We start from the raw sequence: 18,589 nt of genomic DNA on the forward strand, positions 1-18,589 counted from the left end.
CTGCATCTTGAGGTACTCAATCAGCCACCCAGCCGCTGCAGGTTGAAGTTCGGGCTTTCGCAGATATTTGCAGACACTTGACCTGACACCGGAAGCACGCAGTCTGCACTTCGTCGAACCTCAACGCACGTATGACCAAACCAACAAGCTGCTTGTGGTTAGTTCCGGCCGACTACTCAACTTTTTCAAGCGTTCAAGAAGCTGGGAAGTGATGAATGGGGCGCACGCAGCTCCGGAGCGCTAGCCCCCTGCGCAAGGGCCGCCCGATGACATTGGCTGGCTGATTTGTAGTATGTGTAGCGAGTCCAGTCACCAGCTTTCTCCGCGTGCACTGGTCAACTCTCCGATCAGCCTCCCTTGTGCGCCCGACAACAACGGGTTCAAATAGTTCTTTTGCGTTCCAGCATCTTTGATGACCCTAGACTCGCATTTAACGTTACTGGAAGATCTCGTGCGATCTCTGGAGAAAGAGGCGGAAACCCTCGCTGCAGCCATACGTGCAAGAAAACTTGAGACCATCCGACAGGCTGCAGCGCGTGCGTTTGCCCATGCCGGGCAAGCAGATGAAGAAGCCATAGACCGCTTGGTTCAGCGTGCCTCTCAAGCATCGATCGCACCATCAGCAACCAATACTCAGGCGCAAGAAGTCGTTGCCAAATAGGGGCCTACTATCACCCACAGTATCGGTACTATTCGGCGACCATCTTGTCTGGGGTCAGTCACGAGCGTAAAAGTATCGTCAGGTGACTTGGGGAGAGGGCATCGGTGAATGATGACGCACGGCTACTCGTGAACGAAGTCCGCGACGCCCTGCTGAACGGCGAACTTTTCCTAGAGTACCTACCCACGGTCGATCTGCAGAACGGCGGCCGTTGTGTGGGGGCCGAGGCGCTGGTTCGCTGGCGGCGTGGCGAGAAGGTGATCATGCCCATGCAGTTCATTCCATCCATCGAGGGAACGCCTGTTGCTGGGCTGCTGACCTACTGGGTTATCGATACTGTCGAGACTGAACTTGGCGCATGGCTTCGTCAGCACCCCCATGCTCACTTGAGCATCAATGTACCTCCGGAAATTCTCGGCCGTGGCGGATTGGAGTATGCCGCTAGGAAATCGCGCCTAATCGATGTACGTCAACAGATCATTCTAGAGATCACGGAACGGGGGATCCCGGATGCCGTGGGGCTAGAGGAGCTTAAGGATTTGGCGTCCGATTCGGTGCGTATTGCGTTGGACGATGTGGGCATGGACGACAGCAACCTGCTCGTGCTGTTCCAAACACCAGTTGACGTATTGAAGTTGGACAAGCGCGTCGTGGATGATATCGATGCGCCTGACTCCCAAGGACTACTGGCTGGACTCTCTCCGCTGATCCGCGCCAGCCAAAGGGTTGTAGTTGCGGAGGGCATTGAGCACCCGGAGCAGGCCAATCTGCTCCGGGAATCGGGTATCGCTTGGGGACAGGGTTGGCTGTACTCCAAGGCACTGCCCGCGCAGGAGTTCATTACTTGGCACGCGAGCCATCAATAGGTTCCGTCCGCGCCTTCAGCCCGAATCAGTAAACCGCCAAGTGTCCACATCCGCGTAACTGCGGCTGGCCTTCCAGAGTGATGTATACGCTCGTACGGGTATCTACGCCGCGCTCGTCAACACAGGATTGACGCAGGATTTCCACGATGATGGCGTGCGACTTACCACCTGATTGGACTTCTCCGAGCAACACCGACAGCGAGCTGGGGGCATCCGCAGGCTGCCCGCGATAGAGAAGCGTGCCTTCCATGCGCTCTCCTTCACGAACCAGCTCAACGTCATGATTGCCCTGTCCCGTAGATTTGATGTTGATGGTCCAATCCTTGCCACCGCCCATGAACGCAGGCACCGGGCTTGCCACTCGCCCGGAAGTACCTGGCAAAGACTTTTCGGGCACGCCTTCCGGCCGGGCATCGACTCCAGGTCTCGCTTGGGTTGCACAGCCTGCCACGACCGTTATCAGTATCAATGGGACCAGGGAGCGGACCATGTTCATGCGCTACCTCCAATCAGGAAGGCGGCGGAGTTTAGACGAAAGAAATGGAAGTCACGATGAATCGAAGTACGGGGTACGGAAACCGCTACGATGCGACCTGAACCTGGTTTCGCCCCTGCTCCTTTGCTTGATACATGGCGTTATCGGCCGCCCGGACTAGTGCGCGCCACCCGAGCGCATCCAGATATCCCTCGGCAACACCAAAGCTCGCCGTTACCCGAATCCGCATGCCATCGGGGGTCTGAATGCTGTGTGCCTCGAGCGCTTCCCGTAGTGATTCTGCAAAGTATCGAGCACCTGACAGATCCTCTGGCCAAAGCAAGATCAGAAATTCTTCACCCCCATATCGCGCGACAGTGTCGGTCTCGCGCACTAGACCCAGCAACAAGCGGGCAACTTGGACAAGTACTTCGTCCCCGGCTGGATGCCCGTACTGATCGTTGATGGCCTTGAAACGATCCACATCTAGCAAAATGACGGCGCCTCGTCGTGTCAGCAACGGACCCTGATAACGTTGCCGCACAACCATTTCCAGTGCACGCCGATTCAGTACACCGGGCAGGCTGTCTGTCTCTGCCAGAACTTTCAACTCGGAAGTGATGGCCGACCGCTCGAACAGTTTGGAGCGCAGGACTTCAATGGCGTCAAACAACATCTGGAATTCTACCACCGGGTGAGTGTCGGTCCGTTCTTCGCCTGGCAGATCCCAGGCCAGTTGAATCACTCGCTCCTGGGCGATCAGCAACGGTTTCAGTACTTGGCGATGCGCGATTTGGAGCGCGACGATTTCCTGAGCGTGACTTCGGCGCTTTGATTAAGCCCGGAACCACGAATGCGTCTGGCGCCTGTACTTCCTGATGCGGCTGAACCAAAAAGATCTGGGGCGGTAGCGCTTAGGCATCTACAGGCCGGGTGGATTTATGAATAGACAACCCATCGCAGCGTGACGGTAGACCAAACTCAGGACACAATCCGCAATCTGCCACTTCGTCTTGCGAGACGGCTTCAGGAGCGGCACACCTTGCAAAATCTAACCACGGAAGAAATTCATGCTCAACACGGATATGGACAGCGCTCTCGCCTCCAGGCGGAATACCAGTTGGAAGATGGACTCGTCCATCCAGCCATTAGTTCCGACCTCACCGCGCCCATCCAATCATCGCCCAACTGGAACCTACAACAGTGGTGAAATGCTCCCAGCCATGGGCCTGCTATTTGATCGCCTTCTTAACATGATCAGAAGCGCACATGAGAACCGGCAGTACGAACCAGGCCCATTTGTGGCGCTATGGGAAAAGACCTGCAAACGTCTCATGAACGAAGGGAGCGCAACCGCATATGCGAATTGGAAGCTTGCAAGCATTCTGAAGAATTCCGATGCATTCAAGAAGCTTGACGATGACATTGCTGACGCATGGGCGGGGGTGCAACTGACGCGAAGTGACGACGAGCATGCCCAGTACGGCCAAGTTGCATATGAAAAATTGCGGCAACTTCAGCTGCAGCGTGACACCCTCAAGCCAAAAGCAACCATCACCATTGATGGGGCGCTTGAAATTGCAATTGCGTTTTGGATCGAAGCCAGGAACGCGTACAACACTGCAGATGAACAGCGAGCCATGCATGCCCTGCTTCAATGCAGCTTTTACTTGGGTACAACCCACTCGCCGGTAACCGAAGCCGAATCCAAACGTGCAACACGCGTACTTGGTGAGAACAATGGGCCACGAGACGCCATTGCTGAAGCGGCTTTGGAAGTAATGGAGAGCTACCAAGTCACTGAAAAAATTCAGTTTTCAGACGTCCTGAGCGGCAAGATCGCCCAGCTCATCCAGAATGATCCTAAGTACGACGTTGCCGTATCTGCTTTCGCAAAATGGAATATCAGCGGTGAGCAATCTCCCGACAATGTAGGGGATCGAATGCACCAGATGATCACTGCTTGGGGGGAGAAGAAGACCCCATACGCCAAAATTCACTCAAGTTTCAACAGATTGCTTAAGAAGGCTCGCGAATACGCACCTAGCAAACGTCGAGAATAAAGTAAAGCCACCCACTAGTTCGTGGCTTAGCAACCTTGGCATGACGACCCAAAATCCTCGGCAAATCGCGGAACACCGTGATCAACCAAGGAAAAGTTCATGTCGTACAACGCCTCAACCGCTAACCGCGGCCACGTCAATGCTTCCCGCTCGAAGGAAGCCCTCAGCAGCGTGTCCAGTACCGACACGCTGCTCGTAGACCAGACCACGCTGCAGCGCCTGGAAGCGATCCTTCAGTCGCTCCAGAGCGCACCTACCTGCGATCAGGCAATTCGCCTGCCGGAAGTGCTCGCCATCGTGGGTGTGTCCAAGAGTACCTGGTACGCACGCCTCAATGCGCGCTTGCCCTGCTATGACGCTCGCGCTCCGAAGCCTTTCAAGCTCGGCACCTCCGACCGCTCGCCCACCGCCTGGTGGCGTTCGGAAGTCCTGGGTTATGTCCGCGCCTGCGCTGCAGCGCAGCCGGCACACTGAGGAGCAGCCAATGAACACGAAAGTTACCCCTGCCCCCACCCAGGACGACCTGTTGCTGGCGCAAGCGGAGCGTTGCAACGATGCACTGAAAGCCCTGCAGCCCAAGAAGCACCATCAGAACGCCCAGCTGTTTGCCCTGCTGTATCCGACCATCGTGGAACTACTCGACAAGCAGGTCAGCCAGAAGGCCATCTTGGAAGTCCTTCAGGGACAGAAACTGAAGCTGCACCCTGCGCGCTTCAAGGAACTGATGGCGTCCCACGCCAAGCGCCCTGACAACACCGAAGAACTGAGCAAGGACCACGAATGAAGAAGCACATCCCTACCTATCCGTTCCCCGTGAACGAGCTCTACAAGACCGTGAAGTTGGCCGTCGAGGAAACCATGGACGTGATTCAGGCACCGGACGCATTGGTTGCGACCTCCTTCCTGACCGCCATGTCGATCGCATGCCAGTCGGACATTGACGTCATGCTGCCGTATGGCTCAACGACCCCCTGTGCCCTCTACCTTGCGACCGTCGCGGAATCTGGCGAGCGCAAGACGGCCACCGACAAGTACGTTATGAAGCCGATCTACGACTACGAGCTTGCTCACTCCTTAGCGCAGGAAGCGGCTATGGAGCGCCATGAGCTCGACCATAGCTACTGGGCGATCGAAAACAAGGCGCTGGCGCGTTTGATCTCGCGCAGCTTCACCAACGGTGAGGATACCAGCGAGCTACGCCTGCGCTTCGATAAGCATAAGGCAAGCGAGCCGAAGAAGCCCGCGTACACACGCATGATCATTCAGGACGCCACCGAACGTGGCCTGATCAATGCCGTTCAGGGTGATAGCAAGTCGATTGCAATGCTCAGCGACGAAGGTGCAACCCTGCTCAAGAGCGGAGCATTCAAGAATGCGGCTAGCCTCAACAAGCTGTGGGATGGCCCCTTGCTGATGCTGCTTGATCGTGCAGACGAGATCGTCAGGGCAACGAATCCGCGACTGACGCTCAGCTTCATGATCCAGGAGGATCTGCTCTTGGACTTCCTGACCGGGCCGAAGAACGCTGCACGCGCTTCAGGCTTCCTCGCACGTTTTCTTTTCTGCCACCCAGAGTCGACGCAAGGCTATCGCATGCCGAATGAGATAACCGACGGCGATCCGGCGCTCGGTGTGCACATCTCAGCATTCCACAAGCGAATGAATGATTTGCAAGAAGCCCGCGATAAGCGCCACGCCGAAGGTGATGTGAGTAAGAAGGTGCTGCGCTTCTCCTCTGATGCGAAGATCCTGTGGGTGCAGCACCAGGAAATGCTCGAGCCCAAGTTGGCTAAGGGCTGCGTCTACGAGGACATCCGGGACTTTGCATCCAAGGCCATGGAAATATCTAGCCGTGTCGCGGGCATCCTGCATCATTTCGAAGGTATCGATGGTGATCTGATCGAGCGCGCCACCTTGCAGCGCGCCATCAACATCGTGTCCTTCTATCTGGACGAATTCAGGGAGGAATTCGGCGGTCACAACAACCTACCCGAGGACGAGAAGGACGCACGTGCCCTGTTCAAGTACCTTGACACCAAGTACTGGGATCGCTACCGCAACCGCGCTTATCGCAATGATGTTCGCAAGTCGGGGCCGATCCGCAACCAGGGCCGTTTCGATGCAGCACTTTCCCTGCTGCAAGATGACGGCGTTGTCCGCGTTGTGAACGACTCCCTCTTCAAGCCCAAGAGCAAGCTCGTGATTGAACTCAACCCATCGTTCTTCGGTCGCAACAAGCCGCTCTGATCGACCCATTGGCACAACAATGGCCGCCCTTCGGGGCGGCCTTTTTTCTGCCGGTCCCGCGAACACCCAATCGAGCAATCTGACTTTTACTGGCCAGGAACCCGTGCACTGAATGCGACTTTGCCCCAAATGGAGCGGAGTCGCTTGGAATTCACGCGTTCGACCAGCATTCCAGCGCCTGACTAATTCTGGCCTCCCAGTGCCTCAGAGGCGACCATTACGCTCACTGTAGTACCTCGTATCCACGTAGGCTGACCGTTCATCCGGGGACATCCGGCGAATGCGAGCTGGCCCCAAATGCCGTTCCGCCCACCGGGGGACTCCCTGTTCTTGCAAGGACCGATGATCAACCCGTCCTTCAAACCCACCTCGCTCCAGATGGTAGTTCAGCACACCCGCCACATTGGCACGAAGTGCAACCAGCCTGTCTGCCAACGTGGCGCGAGTCATCCCACCGCCATCTTTCCTGCATCCGCCTGCTTCAGGCTTCACGCCGTTGAACCGCCGGAACATCTGGCTGGCTGGACGCTCAATACCATCGGGCAGTCGATCTGACACCATCAAGTGAAGGTGTGTGTTGACCCTGCCGTCGAGTGAAGCCCGCGGGCAATGCACCGCGTACTGATACGGTCTTGTTCCCGCCAGGAGCTTGATCAAATCAGCTACCAGGTTACGTAACTGTTCCCCAAACAGCTCATTGGGTAATGCAACGATCACTTCCCGGTATGCACTTCCGTTCTCCCGCTCGAACCTGTCTGCGCCCCGCCATAGCTGTGAAGGGTCATCGCCTGCCCAAGAAGGTAGATTTCCATACCCCGCATCAATCAGATCTCCGCGTGCACGGTGCCGTCCCTCTCGCGCAATGTAGGCACCATGCTCCTGTGCCCTACCCTTACCACCCGTCTTCACTTGAACATGGAACGTTGCCACCTTGAGCCCCTCCTTCAGGAAAAAGAAAAGGCCAGCGACGTTGGTCACTGGCCTTCGTGGTACGGCTGAACTGCTGCCGTATTTAATTTTTAGGAGAAACGGTAAGTGCGCATCGCTATTCCCCCCTACTACTAGCAGCTTAGTCACTAACTGTTGGGATCACTTTGAATACTCGGTGCAACTTGCCTTCTCTCATACCTTATGCATCTGAGCGTAGAGATTTACAGCAGCAAGGGTGTGAATCTATCCAGCTGCTCTCTTCGACGGATTCACATTGGCTGACTGACCTCCTTCCACTCTCCGTCTACAAGTGCAAAGCGCCGAACCTGCTCTAACGACGGACAACACGTCCCATCCCCAGGACCAGCCACTAGCGCCGTTAGCGTCAGCACTCCGTTTACCACCGCGAAGTCCTTTACCGCCTGCCCGTATCCGGTTACAGGAATGGAGCTAGCAAACTTCAAGCCAGAGTCCTCACGAACAAAGGCTGCCAGGTGGGTGGCATAGCCGTTTCCCCCATTTGTAGCCGTGAGGACATACACGACCGTTAGGTCATCTACACCGTCACCGTTCAGATCCCGTGTCGTTGAACGCCTAGCTTCGGCATCTTCTTCGGCTTGTTCGTATATGAAGGCCTGACGGTCCAATGCTTCCTTGATCACTTGGTCATCTGTGGCTGCGGCTCCCTGGGCAACTGGCGCAACCGCTTCCTTCTCAGGCGCGCAGTCCACCTCCTCTGCCTGCGCTGCGGTCAGCCCTGCGGTTACTTCGCAGCCAGCCAGGTTGATGTCACCAGCCTGCGTAAGCGGCTCTTCCTTCTTGCAGCTTGCCAGTGCCATCACTGCTGACACCAACAACAGTGGTACGCGAACGTTTTTCATAAACATTCCTTCTCTATGCCTGCTTCTATGAGGCAAAACAAAATCACGGGGTAGAGGCGGACGTGCTTGCGCACGCCCGCCCTTATCGAACGATCCACCCAGCACTAGCGCTTATCGGATCCGTCACAGACCCAGCAGTCTGGATCTAGACCGCGGGCGAGCTTGCTAGCTCGGATGGCTTCCTGCCTGGCCTTGGATGCAGCCTCGCGCTGCGAGGGTGTCTTCAGGCGAATTGACCCGTATCGCTTCTCAGCCTCTGCCAGCAGTACGTCTTGCTTCGGTGTCAGCGTGAAGTCATCGCTCTCCGAGATAGAACGGTGGAGTGCCCACATCTCTGGCTCTGTCAGGTACTCAGTGCCGTCCTGGAGGTAGCGGGCCTGCGAGACCACCTTGCCGCTCTCGTACATCACACGCTCTGAGACTGCCGCGTTCTGCTCCCAGTAGGCCTCCCACACGCCAATTGGGACACTTCCCTTGAAGCTGCCTTTTGTCTTGACCTTGCCATCCGGGTAGTAGGCGATGGCCTCACCCTCCAGTGCACTATCGACTGCAGCAGCTTCATAAGAGAGCTGCTTCGGGTTGTCAGCGAAATAGATCTGGATGCGTCCATTGACCTTTCCATCCTTCATCCCGAGAACAACACCTGGATTGCCAGCCTTGGTGTGGAACACCGTTTCACCGTCAAGGCCTCCATCTGTGCGCCGACCTTCATATGCCACCACCTGTGACTGCGGGTACCGACAGATGTAGTGGCCTCCCACCAGGCCCTCCTCCACGTCCACGTCGCAGACGTAGTCCATGTTCCCAAGCAGCGCAGTCATGCTCGTAGGCTGATTGGTATTGAGGTTTTGGAAGATCTTCCGCAGCGGACCCAGCAGCGGTTCGATCTGGCTGTGGGGTACTCCGGTCACCTGACCATCGAAGGGCTCGTTCGCACCGGCTTTGTAGATCTTGCCGTTACTCAGGTCCGCGTTACGCCAGTCAAGGACCGGCTTGCTACAACCCGCCAGAAGAAGCGCAGCCGTCATGACTGCTACGTATTTGATGCCTTTCATGAGATTCCTTGTGAGTGTGTTTTCTGAGCAGACCGCACAGGCGCGGGACAGGCAGCTAATTGCCCCGCTGTCGCCCGCACAGCCGTTGATCTATTGGGGATGACCGGTCAACGATTCCGACACTGGTTGGCTGCTATTCCGAGCTGGTCCACAAAGTCCGCTGGGGGATAGCCCTGTGCGTCGATAGCCAGAAGGCCCTTTTCGCCGTAGTGGTCCTGCAGCTTGTCGATAGCGCATTTGCAGTTGGACTTGGATCCACCACCGCTCATGCAGCTGTCGATGAACTGGCCTCGAACCTTATCCAGTTCGCTGCTGCACGCGCACAGGCCCAGCGTGATGAGTGCAACCGTGAGCATCTTTTGGATTCTCGATCCCATGCTTATCGCCTCCTCACGAATACAAGCAGGCAGAAGATCACCACTATCCAGATCACCCCTCCGATCATCTTCCCTAGCGAAGGGAAAACCACTGCGGGCCAGATCAGGCCCTGTCCTAGGCTGTAGAAGAAGCCCTTGTACGCGTAGCGGCCCCAGATATCGAAACAGATGGCCGCAATTAGAACGGTCACGCCGTACAGGCCTATCAGGTACCTCATGTCATCCCTTTGGTGGTTGAAGTCAGTTGGTTTCTTGCAGGTATTGGCTGACAGCCACGAACAGGGTCCGCAGGTCATCAGGGTTGAAGCATTCGCGTTGGTCCGGATCCTTGAGGACGGCGTAGGCCTTGTTTACGGCCTGCATCTTGGCCGTTGCCCATGCCACCGCAGCCTCGTCACCCACTGCGTACCGGTCAGGGTGGTACTGGCTTCGCCGCCCCTTGTAGGCCAGCTCTATTTCCCAGATGGGTGCCTCGGGGCGTACCCCAAGGACTTCGTAGCGGTTTTCATCCGCCATCAGGCCCTCTCCTGAGGATGAGCCATCGATGTGCCTCCATTCGTTGTGCCGGCTATATCCATGGCAATAGCTCCCCTACTTCTTCCTTCCTCAACATGACCGCTCGATTCCCCTGCCACGCCAGCAGCGAACACAGAGCCAAGCTCAAGACTTGCAATAGACTTACGTGATACGTAGAGTCTACCCGGGGCGTAGATCATCCGTCATCCTGTTGGCATGACTACATCGGTCACCTCCTGCTAATGGCCGGCCCTGCCCTCGAACCCCGAGGCGTGGTGGCTGCGCGTCTGCGCCAAGCCCGACTGCTTCGAGGGCTTAGCCAACGCGAAGTCGGAGTTCAAATGGGACTTGATAAGGACACTGCCTCGGCACGCATAAGCCGCTACGAGAGCGAGTCCATGGCCATAAGTTTGGAATCACTGTTCTCTCTGGCTGACGCGCTTCAGGTGCCGGCCGCGTACTTGTTGGCGTCATCCGCTGCCATGGCAGACGCGATCCTTTTGATCGGTGATGAAAGCGAAGTACAGCAGGCTCGTCTCGCTGAGGTCTTGGCCGCGCTTGCTAGCCTTCCCGCGGTACGTCGGAAGGCACTACTCGAAGAGATCCTGGGTAAGCCGGGCGCCTAGCCTTTCTTCAAGTTTCAGGGCCTCCACTAAGTATCGGCCTGCCATTCGCCGTAGACGTTCCGCAGCCTCTCTACGCCGCGCTCTCATGCGCCAGCTTCCATCGGCAGCTGAGCGTTCTACCTCCCGGGCCTGTCGGTCTAGATCGGCCGCTTTGGCACGAGCTGTTGCCGCCCTGGTCGATGACCAGGACGTCTCCGTTTCCTTCATGCTGTTCTCCTAGGTATCCGGGCCTTAGATCTGCCCGAGCTGAGCCATCGAGGTTCCTTGGCTTGCCGACACCACAAGATGGTCGACAACCCTCACCTCCACCATCGCCAGCACTTCTTTCAACCGCTTGGTGATGGCTCGGTCCGCTTCTGACGGCTCGCAGTGCCCGCTTGGGTGGTTGTGCGCCAGTAGGACCGCTGCCGCATTCAGGGCCAAGGCACGTTGGACGACAATCCGCGGATGAATCTCAGCACCATCTATGGAGCCAGAAAACAGCCGCTCCACGGCGATTAGGCGGTTTCGGTTATTAAGAAACGCCACCTCGAAGTGCTCACGGATCTCATTCCCTAGACGCAGACGGAAAAACCTTCCGGCAATATCGGGATCTCCCAATAGGAAGCCACTGACCATTGCTCTGCTCTCAAGGATTTCCACTGCTTGAGCCAAGACGGAGCTGTCACGCTCGTTCAAACTTCCAGGCAGCTCTTCCACGGATAGCTTCTGCAGAGAGACGTTCATGCGGCTTCCCCTAACAGTTCCTTCCAAGCCTTCTGCTTTAGCAATGCCCCTTGGCCAAACCACGCTGCATCCAAGCGGTTCTCCGTACTCTGCGCCCGGCGATGGTGGTCCACGAACTCGGTGATGCTGTTGAGTAAGCCAAACGCCGTGCCCTTGCTGGTTTTCAGGCTCGCCCCCCTCCCTTGCCCGTCGTACAGCGCTCGCACCTTGGCTACGGCCTGCTCGTTCACGATTGCCTTTCCATTCTGAGTCGCTGGATATGTGAGCAAGTTGCGCAGCACCCCATCGACCGAATCAGGGTTTACCGGTGTATCGCAGAGGACTCGCATCCGCTCGACGAAGCCGTGCCAGCCCTCGCCGGCAATACCCAGCTGACTCTTGACCCTGTCAGCATCGAAGGCACTGCGGTGCGGGACCTTGATGGCTCCGGTTCGATCCCCAACAGCGATCTGCAGGGTGTTGTTACATACCACGCGAACTGAGGTGAACTGGGCGGTGGTAGCCAAGGTTCCGTCACAGGCCGTAGCCAACAGAAGGTATCCATTGACTTGATCCTGGCCCTTTAGGGCCACACCCTGCCCAGTACGGGCCAATGCCCAGAACTTCCGCCCACCGCGCAAGACGCCTGCTGTCTCCAGCTCAAAGCCGCTGTTCCGCGTCAGGTCGCGGTAGAACTCAAGGATCTCCCGCGGCTGGACTACTTGATAGCGCTTGGACACCACTGCCAAAGGTCGCTTGGTGTCAGAGCGATAGAGCACCTTCTGCCCAGGAAACGCCCGAACCGGATACTGATCTTCAGCCTCGGCGGCGAATCGCACTTCGGTTTCCTCCAAAGACCAGTTCATGCCGGCGCGCTCGCGCCATACTTCAATGGACTGCCCTGTAGCCAACTGGCTTCCGATGCCATGCCATGGGACTTGGCCTGCATAGGCCATGGTTTCAACGTGATGCATCTCGGTCTCCTTTCATAGACGGCATAACGCACAAGGCCCGGACAGTGCCGGGCCTTGTGCGTCTATCTGGGTTGTTGGTTTAGTCGTAGGAATCGCGACCGAACTGGTCGGGGCGGGTGAACGAACAACGGGCTACGGCCGACAAGATGGCCGCAGCCACGATGAAGACGCAGTAGAGGAACTCGGATTTATCCTTCATGCCTAGTACTCGAAGCGATACGCCTACGCGCGGCGCACGCGCAAAGCAGGGGGATCCTGCTTCAGCGAAGTACTAAGGGTCTGAAATAGTTTCCAATCGAATACGGGACGCCGATGCAGCCTGACATCTAGGCAGATACATGCCGACCGGCGGCTACCAGCCAAGAGCGGACATTTTTCGTTAGCCCAGACTCGTACTTGGACAGGCCAGCCTTTCGTGGGAGTCCCGACGTGCAATGCAAAGATTTCTGGCGATATTCCACATCGCTATCCTGCAATGCTTGCACATACCCTTGGCGCCGAGCCCGCTGGCCTGTAAACCTGCCACATGCGTTCCATGCCCGACCCTCAGTTCCGAGGCATCGAGGTAGCGACGAGCAACTCAGCGGTACGCGGAGCACTGCCCGGCCACACGGCCCTGCGACAACGCAGGGCCACGCTTCAACGGATGATGCAATCAGTCTTCCTTCAGTTTGATCCTCTTCTGCAGGGCTTCGCTCAACGCCCCGGACAGATCAGAGCCGGCCGCGTCGAAGAACTCCTTGAAGATCTCGAGGCTGCGCGACGGTTTGCCGACGTCGGCCATGGTGAAGACGAACGCCTGCTGGGTCGGTGGCGGCATGGGTAGGACGTGGGCGTACTGCCACGCGCCCGTCCAGCCCGGTCCCGTGAAATGGTCCTCCTTGCACGTCCCGATCACGTTGCGCGCCGCGACCGGCTCGCCAGAACTACGGCTTTTACGCGCCTTCTTGTCCTTCTCAACGGCGCAGTCCATTGATGCAACCACCACATCCTGGGACTTCCAGGGATAGCCGGAACCGTCGGCGCTCCGACCGAATGCTTCGATCCTGAAAGTGATGGCGATCGACACATCACCGCCGTCGTGGCTCGGCCTCTTCGGATCGATACTTGTCACTTCCTCGGCATACGGCAGCACACGAAGGAGATCCGCCTCCCGCTTCAACCGGAGCCCCACAGTCAACCCCGCTTTGTCGTCTGCCTTGCAATGTGCGCGTCCGGATTCGATATCACCGGCCGGAGCGCTGCAATGGACGCGCTGGACGAGGACGCACGATTCATCAGCTTGCCACAGGCCTGGATCGAACATGTTACGGTAGACCTGCTTGTTGGTTGAGGTTGTGGTGTACTTGTCGATCTTCTCTTGAAGCCGCTTGCTGATCGCTTTCCCGCCCCGTTCGAACAGCCAATTGATGATGATTCCGCCGATGGCCGCGACCAACGGCGCGGCCGGCGGCGTCGCAGCCCGGTCCTGGGGCGTGCAGGCTGCCGCGATCCTGGTGTCCATCCAGGGAGCCTCATCCTTCCTCAGCAGATGTTCCCCTGGCCGGAACTGGGCCACACGAATCTCGGTGTACGGCTTCAGCTTCGTATCGTTCGCATGACCGGCACCGGCACAGCAGGCGAACGCGACAGTGCTCGCCGCGATCAGCATGGTCCTCATGGCAATTTCCCCTTGTTTGGTTGATGCAACGATGATGGCTAACGCATCTTGCCTACCACTGCGGCAATTCCCTCCACGGCACCCGCTTTCAACTTTTCGCGATGAGCGTCGTTCTTGATGAGCGACGCCAAGTCGTACATCGCCAGCGACGCGAGCATGTCGCCGAGTTCCGCGGATGGCTGCCTCACCCGCCCGGCCCATGGATCGATCGGGACCGGCCCCTTGCCGGGAACGATGACGACGCCGCCGGCGTCGTCGATGACGCCGAACAGAATGCGCACGACGATCGACCAGCGGTCAGCATCGAGCATTGGGTAGCGGACTTCCATTGACCCGATGAGCTGCCGCAGATTCGGCATCACGCCGATCCGGTCGGTCGCCGGGGCTTGGCTGGCGGTGTTGCGCGCGGGATCGCTGAGCAGCCCGCGCATCTCGTTGGGCGAGAGAGTCTTGCGGAAGACGCGCTTGTGCCAGGACTGCAGCAGTGCTGCGGCGCCGGTCACCATCGGTGACGCGCCCGAGGTTCCCCCGAAGTCGGTGGTGTAGCTGTTGGTGAGGTTGCCGGTCTGGCCGTCTCCGCAGGTGTCGATGCTGTCACCCCAGCCGTAGCAGTCGATTCGGCTGCCGAAGTTCGAGAAGCCGCTGCGCACGTGCGGGACGAGCGCGCGCGCGGCGCCGACAAGGATCGCCCCCGAGTCACGGAAATGCGGGCTGGTGCGACTGAGGATGCGCCGACCGTCCGCGGTCTGGAAGGTGTCTAGGTCGACGCTGCCGTTGCCGGCGGCCTCGACCACGATGATGCCGTTGTCGACCGCGTCGCGGATGGCGTCGAAGATCGCGTCGTGGACTTCGACCGGAACGTTGACGACGGTCCCATAGCGGGTCTGTGCTTCGAGCAGCAGGACGTCGCCGGGCTCCATCACCGACGAAGCGGATACGATCGCATCGGCGGTGTTGTAGTCGGTCGCGGTACGCCATTCCGAGACCACCCTCGTCCGCGCGCCGGGAGCAATGCCGACGACGCCGATGGTGTTGTCGACGCCGGCCAACTCGCCGAGGACGGCCGTGCCGTGCCCGTGCCAGGCGCGGTTCTGGCCGGAAATGAGGTCGATGGCGGCGGCCTGCAGATCCTCGTGGTTGAGGGTCCAGCCCTGCTCCATATCGACGACAGTCACGCCGTCGCCGTCGCTGCGGCTCCAAGCCCAGCGCGCATCGATGCCGCGCGGCGCCGCGTCGAGGTAGAGCTGATTCGCGCTGAGCGGGTCGTCGTCCGGGTCCACCGGCGGCGGCAGCGGCTCGGGTTCGAGATAGGCCGTTTCGACGCCCGGCGTCGCGAACAGCTCTTTCAGGACGCGCTCCGCGTCGTCGGACGACGCTAGGTCGACGACGTGGTAGCGCTGCAGCCGTCGCAGGGCTTCGCCGCCCCCGACGCCGGGCTTGCGTGAGGGCGGCGGCGCATGGGCGCTCGGCACATAGAGCCGAAGCGACATGCCATCCAGCGCCTTGAAGGAGGTCCCCAGCGTTCTCGCCTGCTGGACCGAAGCGGCCGCTTCGCTGAGCCGGACAACGATGTGCCGCGGATAGTCGGAGGGAGATTGCTGTAGCGGCTTGCCTTGGTTGATTCCCATGGTGCCAACTCCTTTTGATTCCCCGGTTCGACGATACACCCCCGTGCCCGGGAGTCAAATCCAAATGCGGCGGTTGCCGGGACGAGCAAATTCCCGCTCGTCTTTGCGAGTCAACGTGGTGTCCTGAAAAGCCCGGACGACCGTTCGTCGGAAGGGCGAATGAAGTCGATTGCTCCCATTGGCCATACGAAATCCGGTGCACGCGACCAACAAAGTCAGGCCGGTTGGATCAGCTTCGCGCGGTCAAATACTCGCAGCGCAGGGATTGCTCATCGGCGCTTTCCATGGTCTATCATGGGGCACACGAGTCCCGAGGATTCTGGATCAACCTCGCGTGGCCTGCGGGTGGCACGGAGGTATCAGGGGGTAGCATGACGCTCAAGGAATTGAGGGCACCGGCGAAAGCATCTGACCCGGTTCTGATCTTCGTCCACGGCATTCTTTCGGATGCGGACGCGTGCTGGACTAACAAGGCCGGCATTTCGTGGCCGCAGATCGTGCATGACGATCCGTCGTTTGCGGGATGTGGAATTTCCACGTTCACGTACAAGTCCGCCGTCACGGGCACGCGTTTCTCCATCACGGACGCCGCCGAAACGCTATGGGAGTTGTTGAGGGATGCCGAAATGGCGCAGGCCGGCAAGGTTCCGCTGTTCGTCTGTCACAGCATGGGCGGAATCGTTGTGCGCCGAATGCTCGTCATGCGACAACAGGATCTTTCCAAGGCGGGCATGAATCTGGTCGGCGTGTTTCTCGTGGCTTCGCCCTCCATGGGCTCGCGATGGGCGACATGGTTCCTGCCGCTAACCGGATTCATGGGGCACATTCAAGCCATGGCGCTCTCCAGTAGTGAAAAGAACATCTGGCTTCACGACCTGAGAAAGGACTTCCGCAATCTCTACGACAACGGCGCGATCAAGATTTTCGGCAAGGAACTGCTCGAGGAGCTGCCCATCGCACTCAAGTGGCTTCCCTGGCTGCCGCCCGTCGTTCGCGCGATCGAGGGAGCGGCCTTCTTCGCCGATTCCATCAAGGTCGCCGGGACCGATCACTTCACGGTCGCCAAGCCGGCAGACGTAGGCGCGTTCCAGCACATCGCGTTGCGCAACTTCGCCAAGGATTTGCGACAGCGCGTATCGATGCACCACGTCATGATTCCCGCGGGTACGACGTTTGCCCAGGCGATGCGCGTCACCTGCCAGACGCTGCAACTAGATGTGGACTTGAGCGGTTTGACGCCAGGCGAACGCGATATAACTTCCGTCATCGATCGACAGGTTTCCGGTTCGAGCAGGGAAGATCTGCTGGAAGCAGTCGCGACCGCGTTCCCGTCCCGCGCCATCCGAGACTACAGGGTCACCATCCGTGAAACCACGGCATTGCCGTCCTTCCAGTGAAGCCACGTCCATGACCACACAATGCCCCTGCCCATCCCCTCCCGGCGGCGCGGTTACCTGCCAAATCGGCCAGTTCGCCTATTGCTACATCAATGCCGGCCGGGTCGAGTCTGGCTGTTGCGACATTCCTGCGACGCAGACGGGTCGGCCGACGGTGGACACGATACAACCGCTTTTCGAGGAGGTTGTCGAATCACTCGGATTCGAGGGCGTGCTCTATCAGAGCTCGATCTTCACGCGCGGAGACGAGCTTCGGCCACGAGAGGGGCGCTCGCAACGCCCTGGGGCCAATCTCGCCGAGTTTCTCTATACCTGCATGCAGGAGGGTTCTGTGGTCGCGATTGCGCCCGCGCGCCGCTCCGGCCCGCGGGGGTGGCACTTCTTCGAGTTGCTGATTCGGTTTCCGGGCATTTGGTCGGGTACCGGCGAAGCAGCTGCGTTCGTGAAAGGGCCTTTGGCGGAACTCTGAGGGCTCCGGCAACGGGCGGCCGTTCGATGGTTCAGACCTAGGCTACCGGTACGCGCCTTCCGTTGACGTTCCCCCATGGAGTGGTCTGAGCCCACCCTCTTTTCGGCCAACGGCCCTGTTCCTCCACATGTCCGGTTTGGGTCGAATGACGCCCTACGGCCAAGATCAGACGTTCAACGCCTGAATAAAGCTGCGCCGCGAAGCGGGTTCGGCTTGAAATAGCTATTGGCGGTCGGCCAGATCATAGATGACCAATGGCGTAGCGATCCACTCGCCGAACAACGTATTGGCGGAGAACACTCGGAGTAGCGCCCTGCAAGGCAACGAAAGACGATCAATGACTAGATGAGAGAGGCCCTTGAAGGATGCAACCCCAGGGACGAAGTACTCATCTGTCGGGGAAAGGGCAAATTTTGTATCTCCACTCTTTAGTGCAAAAAAAGCTTCTTCACCGACGTACTCCTCAGCCTTGCCTGGCTTGTTTGGGTCAGGCTTGCCGATCAACTTGATTGTGTGGGATGAGCGAGTAACTTTGACTTTGCTAATACCCAAGGCGCCATCTACCCAAACGTACGTGGACGGGCTGTCCATTTCTTGGTCATGGGCAAGATCAGGATACTTTGCTAGTCGTTTGGTTAGTTGATCGAGCATCTCCAAAGTCGATACTGAGTAAGACTTGCTCTCGCTGGAACTTCCGCCACCGGAGAACAATGCAACAGAAACGCCAGCCTGCATTGCTTGCGTCCGAGTGATTAGAGTCTTTGGTGAGATATCGAATTCCGCCTCATAGAGGCGTGTAATAAAGTCGGTATCTAGGTAAATGAGTCTCTCAGCAAGCGATTTATCTTTCATGGCCGCTAACTACCTAGTAGACGGACACGTGGGTCCGGTTATACGAATTGCCCACAAAGCACCGTACGGTGGGCTTTCCCCTTGATACAGCCCGATCTTAGGCCGGGTGGGGTCCAGCTAACAAGCCAGCTTATAACCGGACCCAGCAGAGGGCTCAGTGACCACCGCAAGCTCGCTCCGTTAGAAGCTCTGATGCCCGCTTTGGGT

Annotated in this window: 22 protein-coding genes; 9 read left to right on the forward strand and 13 right to left on the reverse strand. The window is 58.3% G+C overall.

The features are described 5' to 3' along the window. Positions 1 to 412 precede the first annotated feature (412 nt). The gene (locus ACVOLZ_RS03795; protein ID WP_481515103.1) at positions 413 to 661 is read left to right on the forward strand and encodes a hypothetical protein; all 249 of its coding nucleotides are present in this window, start codon (positions 413 to 415) and stop codon (positions 659 to 661) included. A gap of 104 nt (positions 662 to 765) precedes the next feature. Next, a complete protein-coding gene (locus tag ACVOLZ_RS03800; protein WP_481515104.1) occupies positions 766 to 1,527 on the forward strand; it encodes an EAL domain-containing protein in 762 nt (253 codons plus the stop codon). Positions 1,528 to 1,552: 25 nt separating this feature from the next. Here ACVOLZ_RS03800 and ACVOLZ_RS03805 read toward each other — a convergent pair whose 3' ends face one another. Then, a complete protein-coding gene (locus ACVOLZ_RS03805; RefSeq protein ID WP_481515105.1) occupies positions 1,553 to 2,023 on the reverse strand; it encodes a hypothetical protein in 471 nt (156 codons plus the stop codon). A gap of 85 nt (positions 2,024 to 2,108) precedes the next feature. Beyond that, complete coding sequence (locus tag ACVOLZ_RS03810) at positions 2,109 to 2,768, reverse strand: GGDEF domain-containing protein (protein ID WP_481515106.1); 660 nt, start codon at positions 2,766 to 2,768, stop codon at positions 2,109 to 2,111. A gap of 304 nt (positions 2,769 to 3,072) precedes the next feature. Between ACVOLZ_RS03810 and ACVOLZ_RS03815 the strand changes: the two genes are divergently transcribed. The 4 genes from ACVOLZ_RS03815 (at position 3,073) to ACVOLZ_RS03830 (ending at position 6,312) form a co-directional block, all read left to right on the forward strand. Then, a complete protein-coding gene (locus ACVOLZ_RS03815; RefSeq protein ID WP_481515107.1) occupies positions 3,073 to 4,065 on the forward strand; it encodes a hypothetical protein in 993 nt (330 codons plus the stop codon). A 99-nt stretch (positions 4,066 to 4,164) separates the two neighbouring features. Then, entirely contained in the window at positions 4,165 to 4,539 is a 375-nt protein-coding gene (locus ACVOLZ_RS03820) for a helix-turn-helix transcriptional regulator (RefSeq protein ID WP_481515108.1), read from the forward strand. 10 nt (positions 4,540 to 4,549) lie between these two features. Beyond that, entirely contained in the window at positions 4,550 to 4,849 is a 300-nt protein-coding gene (locus ACVOLZ_RS03825) for a hypothetical protein (protein WP_481515109.1), read from the forward strand. Beyond that, positions 4,846 to 6,312 carry a YfjI family protein gene (locus ACVOLZ_RS03830; protein ID WP_481515110.1) on the forward strand — a complete coding sequence of 489 codons (1,467 nt, stop codon included), beginning with the start codon at positions 4,846 to 4,848 and terminating at the stop codon, positions 6,310 to 6,312. Before ACVOLZ_RS03825 ends, ACVOLZ_RS03830 begins: the two co-directional genes overlap by 4 nt. A gap of 204 nt (positions 6,313 to 6,516) precedes the next feature. Here the strand turns inward: ACVOLZ_RS03830 and ACVOLZ_RS03835 are convergent, their stop codons facing one another. The 6 genes from ACVOLZ_RS03835 to ACVOLZ_RS03860 form a co-directional block, all read right to left on the reverse strand. Continuing rightward, positions 6,517 to 7,290, reverse strand: coding sequence for a MobA/MobL family protein (locus tag ACVOLZ_RS03835; protein ID WP_481515111.1), 774 nt, complete (start codon positions 7,288 to 7,290; stop codon positions 6,517 to 6,519). Between the two features lie 221 nt (positions 7,291 to 7,511). Continuing rightward, the gene (locus ACVOLZ_RS03840; RefSeq protein WP_481515112.1) at positions 7,512 to 8,123 is read right to left on the reverse strand and encodes a hypothetical protein; all 612 of its coding nucleotides are present in this window, start codon (positions 8,121 to 8,123) and stop codon (positions 7,512 to 7,514) included. 104 nt (positions 8,124 to 8,227) lie between these two features. Further along, positions 8,228 to 9,178: a toxin-antitoxin system YwqK family antitoxin gene (locus ACVOLZ_RS03845; RefSeq protein ID WP_481515113.1), complete on the reverse strand. Its 951-nt coding sequence runs from the start codon at positions 9,176 to 9,178 to the stop codon at positions 8,228 to 8,230. Between the two features lie 107 nt (positions 9,179 to 9,285). Next, the gene (locus tag ACVOLZ_RS03850; RefSeq protein ID WP_481515114.1) at positions 9,286 to 9,555 is read right to left on the reverse strand and encodes a hypothetical protein; all 270 of its coding nucleotides are present in this window, start codon (positions 9,553 to 9,555) and stop codon (positions 9,286 to 9,288) included. Between the two features lie 2 nt (positions 9,556 to 9,557). After that, positions 9,558 to 9,773 (reverse strand): hypothetical protein, encoded by a 216-nt coding sequence (locus tag ACVOLZ_RS03855; RefSeq protein WP_481515115.1) that lies wholly within the window; start codon positions 9,771 to 9,773, stop codon positions 9,558 to 9,560. Positions 9,774 to 9,795: 22 nt separating this feature from the next. After that, positions 9,796 to 10,071 carry a J domain-containing protein gene (locus ACVOLZ_RS03860; RefSeq protein ID WP_481515116.1) on the reverse strand — a complete coding sequence of 92 codons (276 nt, stop codon included), beginning with the start codon at positions 10,069 to 10,071 and terminating at the stop codon, positions 9,796 to 9,798. A 242-nt stretch (positions 10,072 to 10,313) separates the two neighbouring features. Between ACVOLZ_RS03860 and ACVOLZ_RS03865 the strand changes: the two genes are divergently transcribed. After that, positions 10,314 to 10,697: a helix-turn-helix domain-containing protein gene (locus ACVOLZ_RS03865; RefSeq protein WP_481515117.1), complete on the forward strand. Its 384-nt coding sequence runs from the start codon at positions 10,314 to 10,316 to the stop codon at positions 10,695 to 10,697. A gap of 231 nt (positions 10,698 to 10,928) precedes the next feature. Here the strand turns inward: ACVOLZ_RS03865 and ACVOLZ_RS03870 are convergent, their stop codons facing one another. The 4 genes from ACVOLZ_RS03870 to ACVOLZ_RS03885 all read right to left on the reverse strand — a co-directional run bounded on the left by ACVOLZ_RS03870 (position 10,929) and on the right by ACVOLZ_RS03885 (position 15,664). Next, positions 10,929 to 11,423, reverse strand: coding sequence for a JAB domain-containing protein (locus ACVOLZ_RS03870; RefSeq protein ID WP_481515118.1), 495 nt, complete (start codon positions 11,421 to 11,423; stop codon positions 10,929 to 10,931). Then, a complete protein-coding gene (locus tag ACVOLZ_RS03875; protein ID WP_481515119.1) occupies positions 11,420 to 12,376 on the reverse strand; it encodes a DUF932 domain-containing protein in 957 nt (318 codons plus the stop codon). The genes ACVOLZ_RS03870 and ACVOLZ_RS03875 overlap by 4 nt, the downstream gene beginning before the upstream one ends. Positions 12,377 to 13,031: 655 nt before the next feature. Then, on the reverse strand, positions 13,032 to 14,036 hold the full coding sequence (locus ACVOLZ_RS03880) for a hypothetical protein (protein ID WP_481515120.1): 1,005 nt from the start codon (positions 14,034 to 14,036) through the stop codon (positions 13,032 to 13,034). Between the two features lie 38 nt (positions 14,037 to 14,074). Further along, the gene (locus tag ACVOLZ_RS03885; protein ID WP_481515121.1) at positions 14,075 to 15,664 is read right to left on the reverse strand and encodes a S8 family peptidase; all 1,590 of its coding nucleotides are present in this window, start codon (positions 15,662 to 15,664) and stop codon (positions 14,075 to 14,077) included. Positions 15,665 to 16,035: 371 nt separating this feature from the next. Between ACVOLZ_RS03885 and ACVOLZ_RS03890 the strand changes: the two genes are divergently transcribed. Then, positions 16,036 to 17,061, forward strand: coding sequence for an esterase/lipase family protein (locus ACVOLZ_RS03890; RefSeq protein WP_481515122.1), 1,026 nt, complete (start codon positions 16,036 to 16,038; stop codon positions 17,059 to 17,061). A gap of 10 nt (positions 17,062 to 17,071) precedes the next feature. After that, on the forward strand, positions 17,072 to 17,530 hold the full coding sequence (locus ACVOLZ_RS03895; RefSeq protein ID WP_481515123.1) for a hypothetical protein: 459 nt from the start codon (positions 17,072 to 17,074) through the stop codon (positions 17,528 to 17,530). Positions 17,531 to 17,752: 222 nt separating this feature from the next. On the opposite strand, the gene ACVOLZ_RS03900 is transcribed toward ACVOLZ_RS03895, so the two are convergent. Next, complete coding sequence (locus tag ACVOLZ_RS03900; protein ID WP_481515124.1) at positions 17,753 to 18,382, reverse strand: hypothetical protein; 630 nt, start codon at positions 18,380 to 18,382, stop codon at positions 17,753 to 17,755. Positions 18,383 to 18,589: the final 207 nt, after the last annotated feature.

The organism is Stenotrophomonas sp. STEN020 (assembly GCF_056760195.1).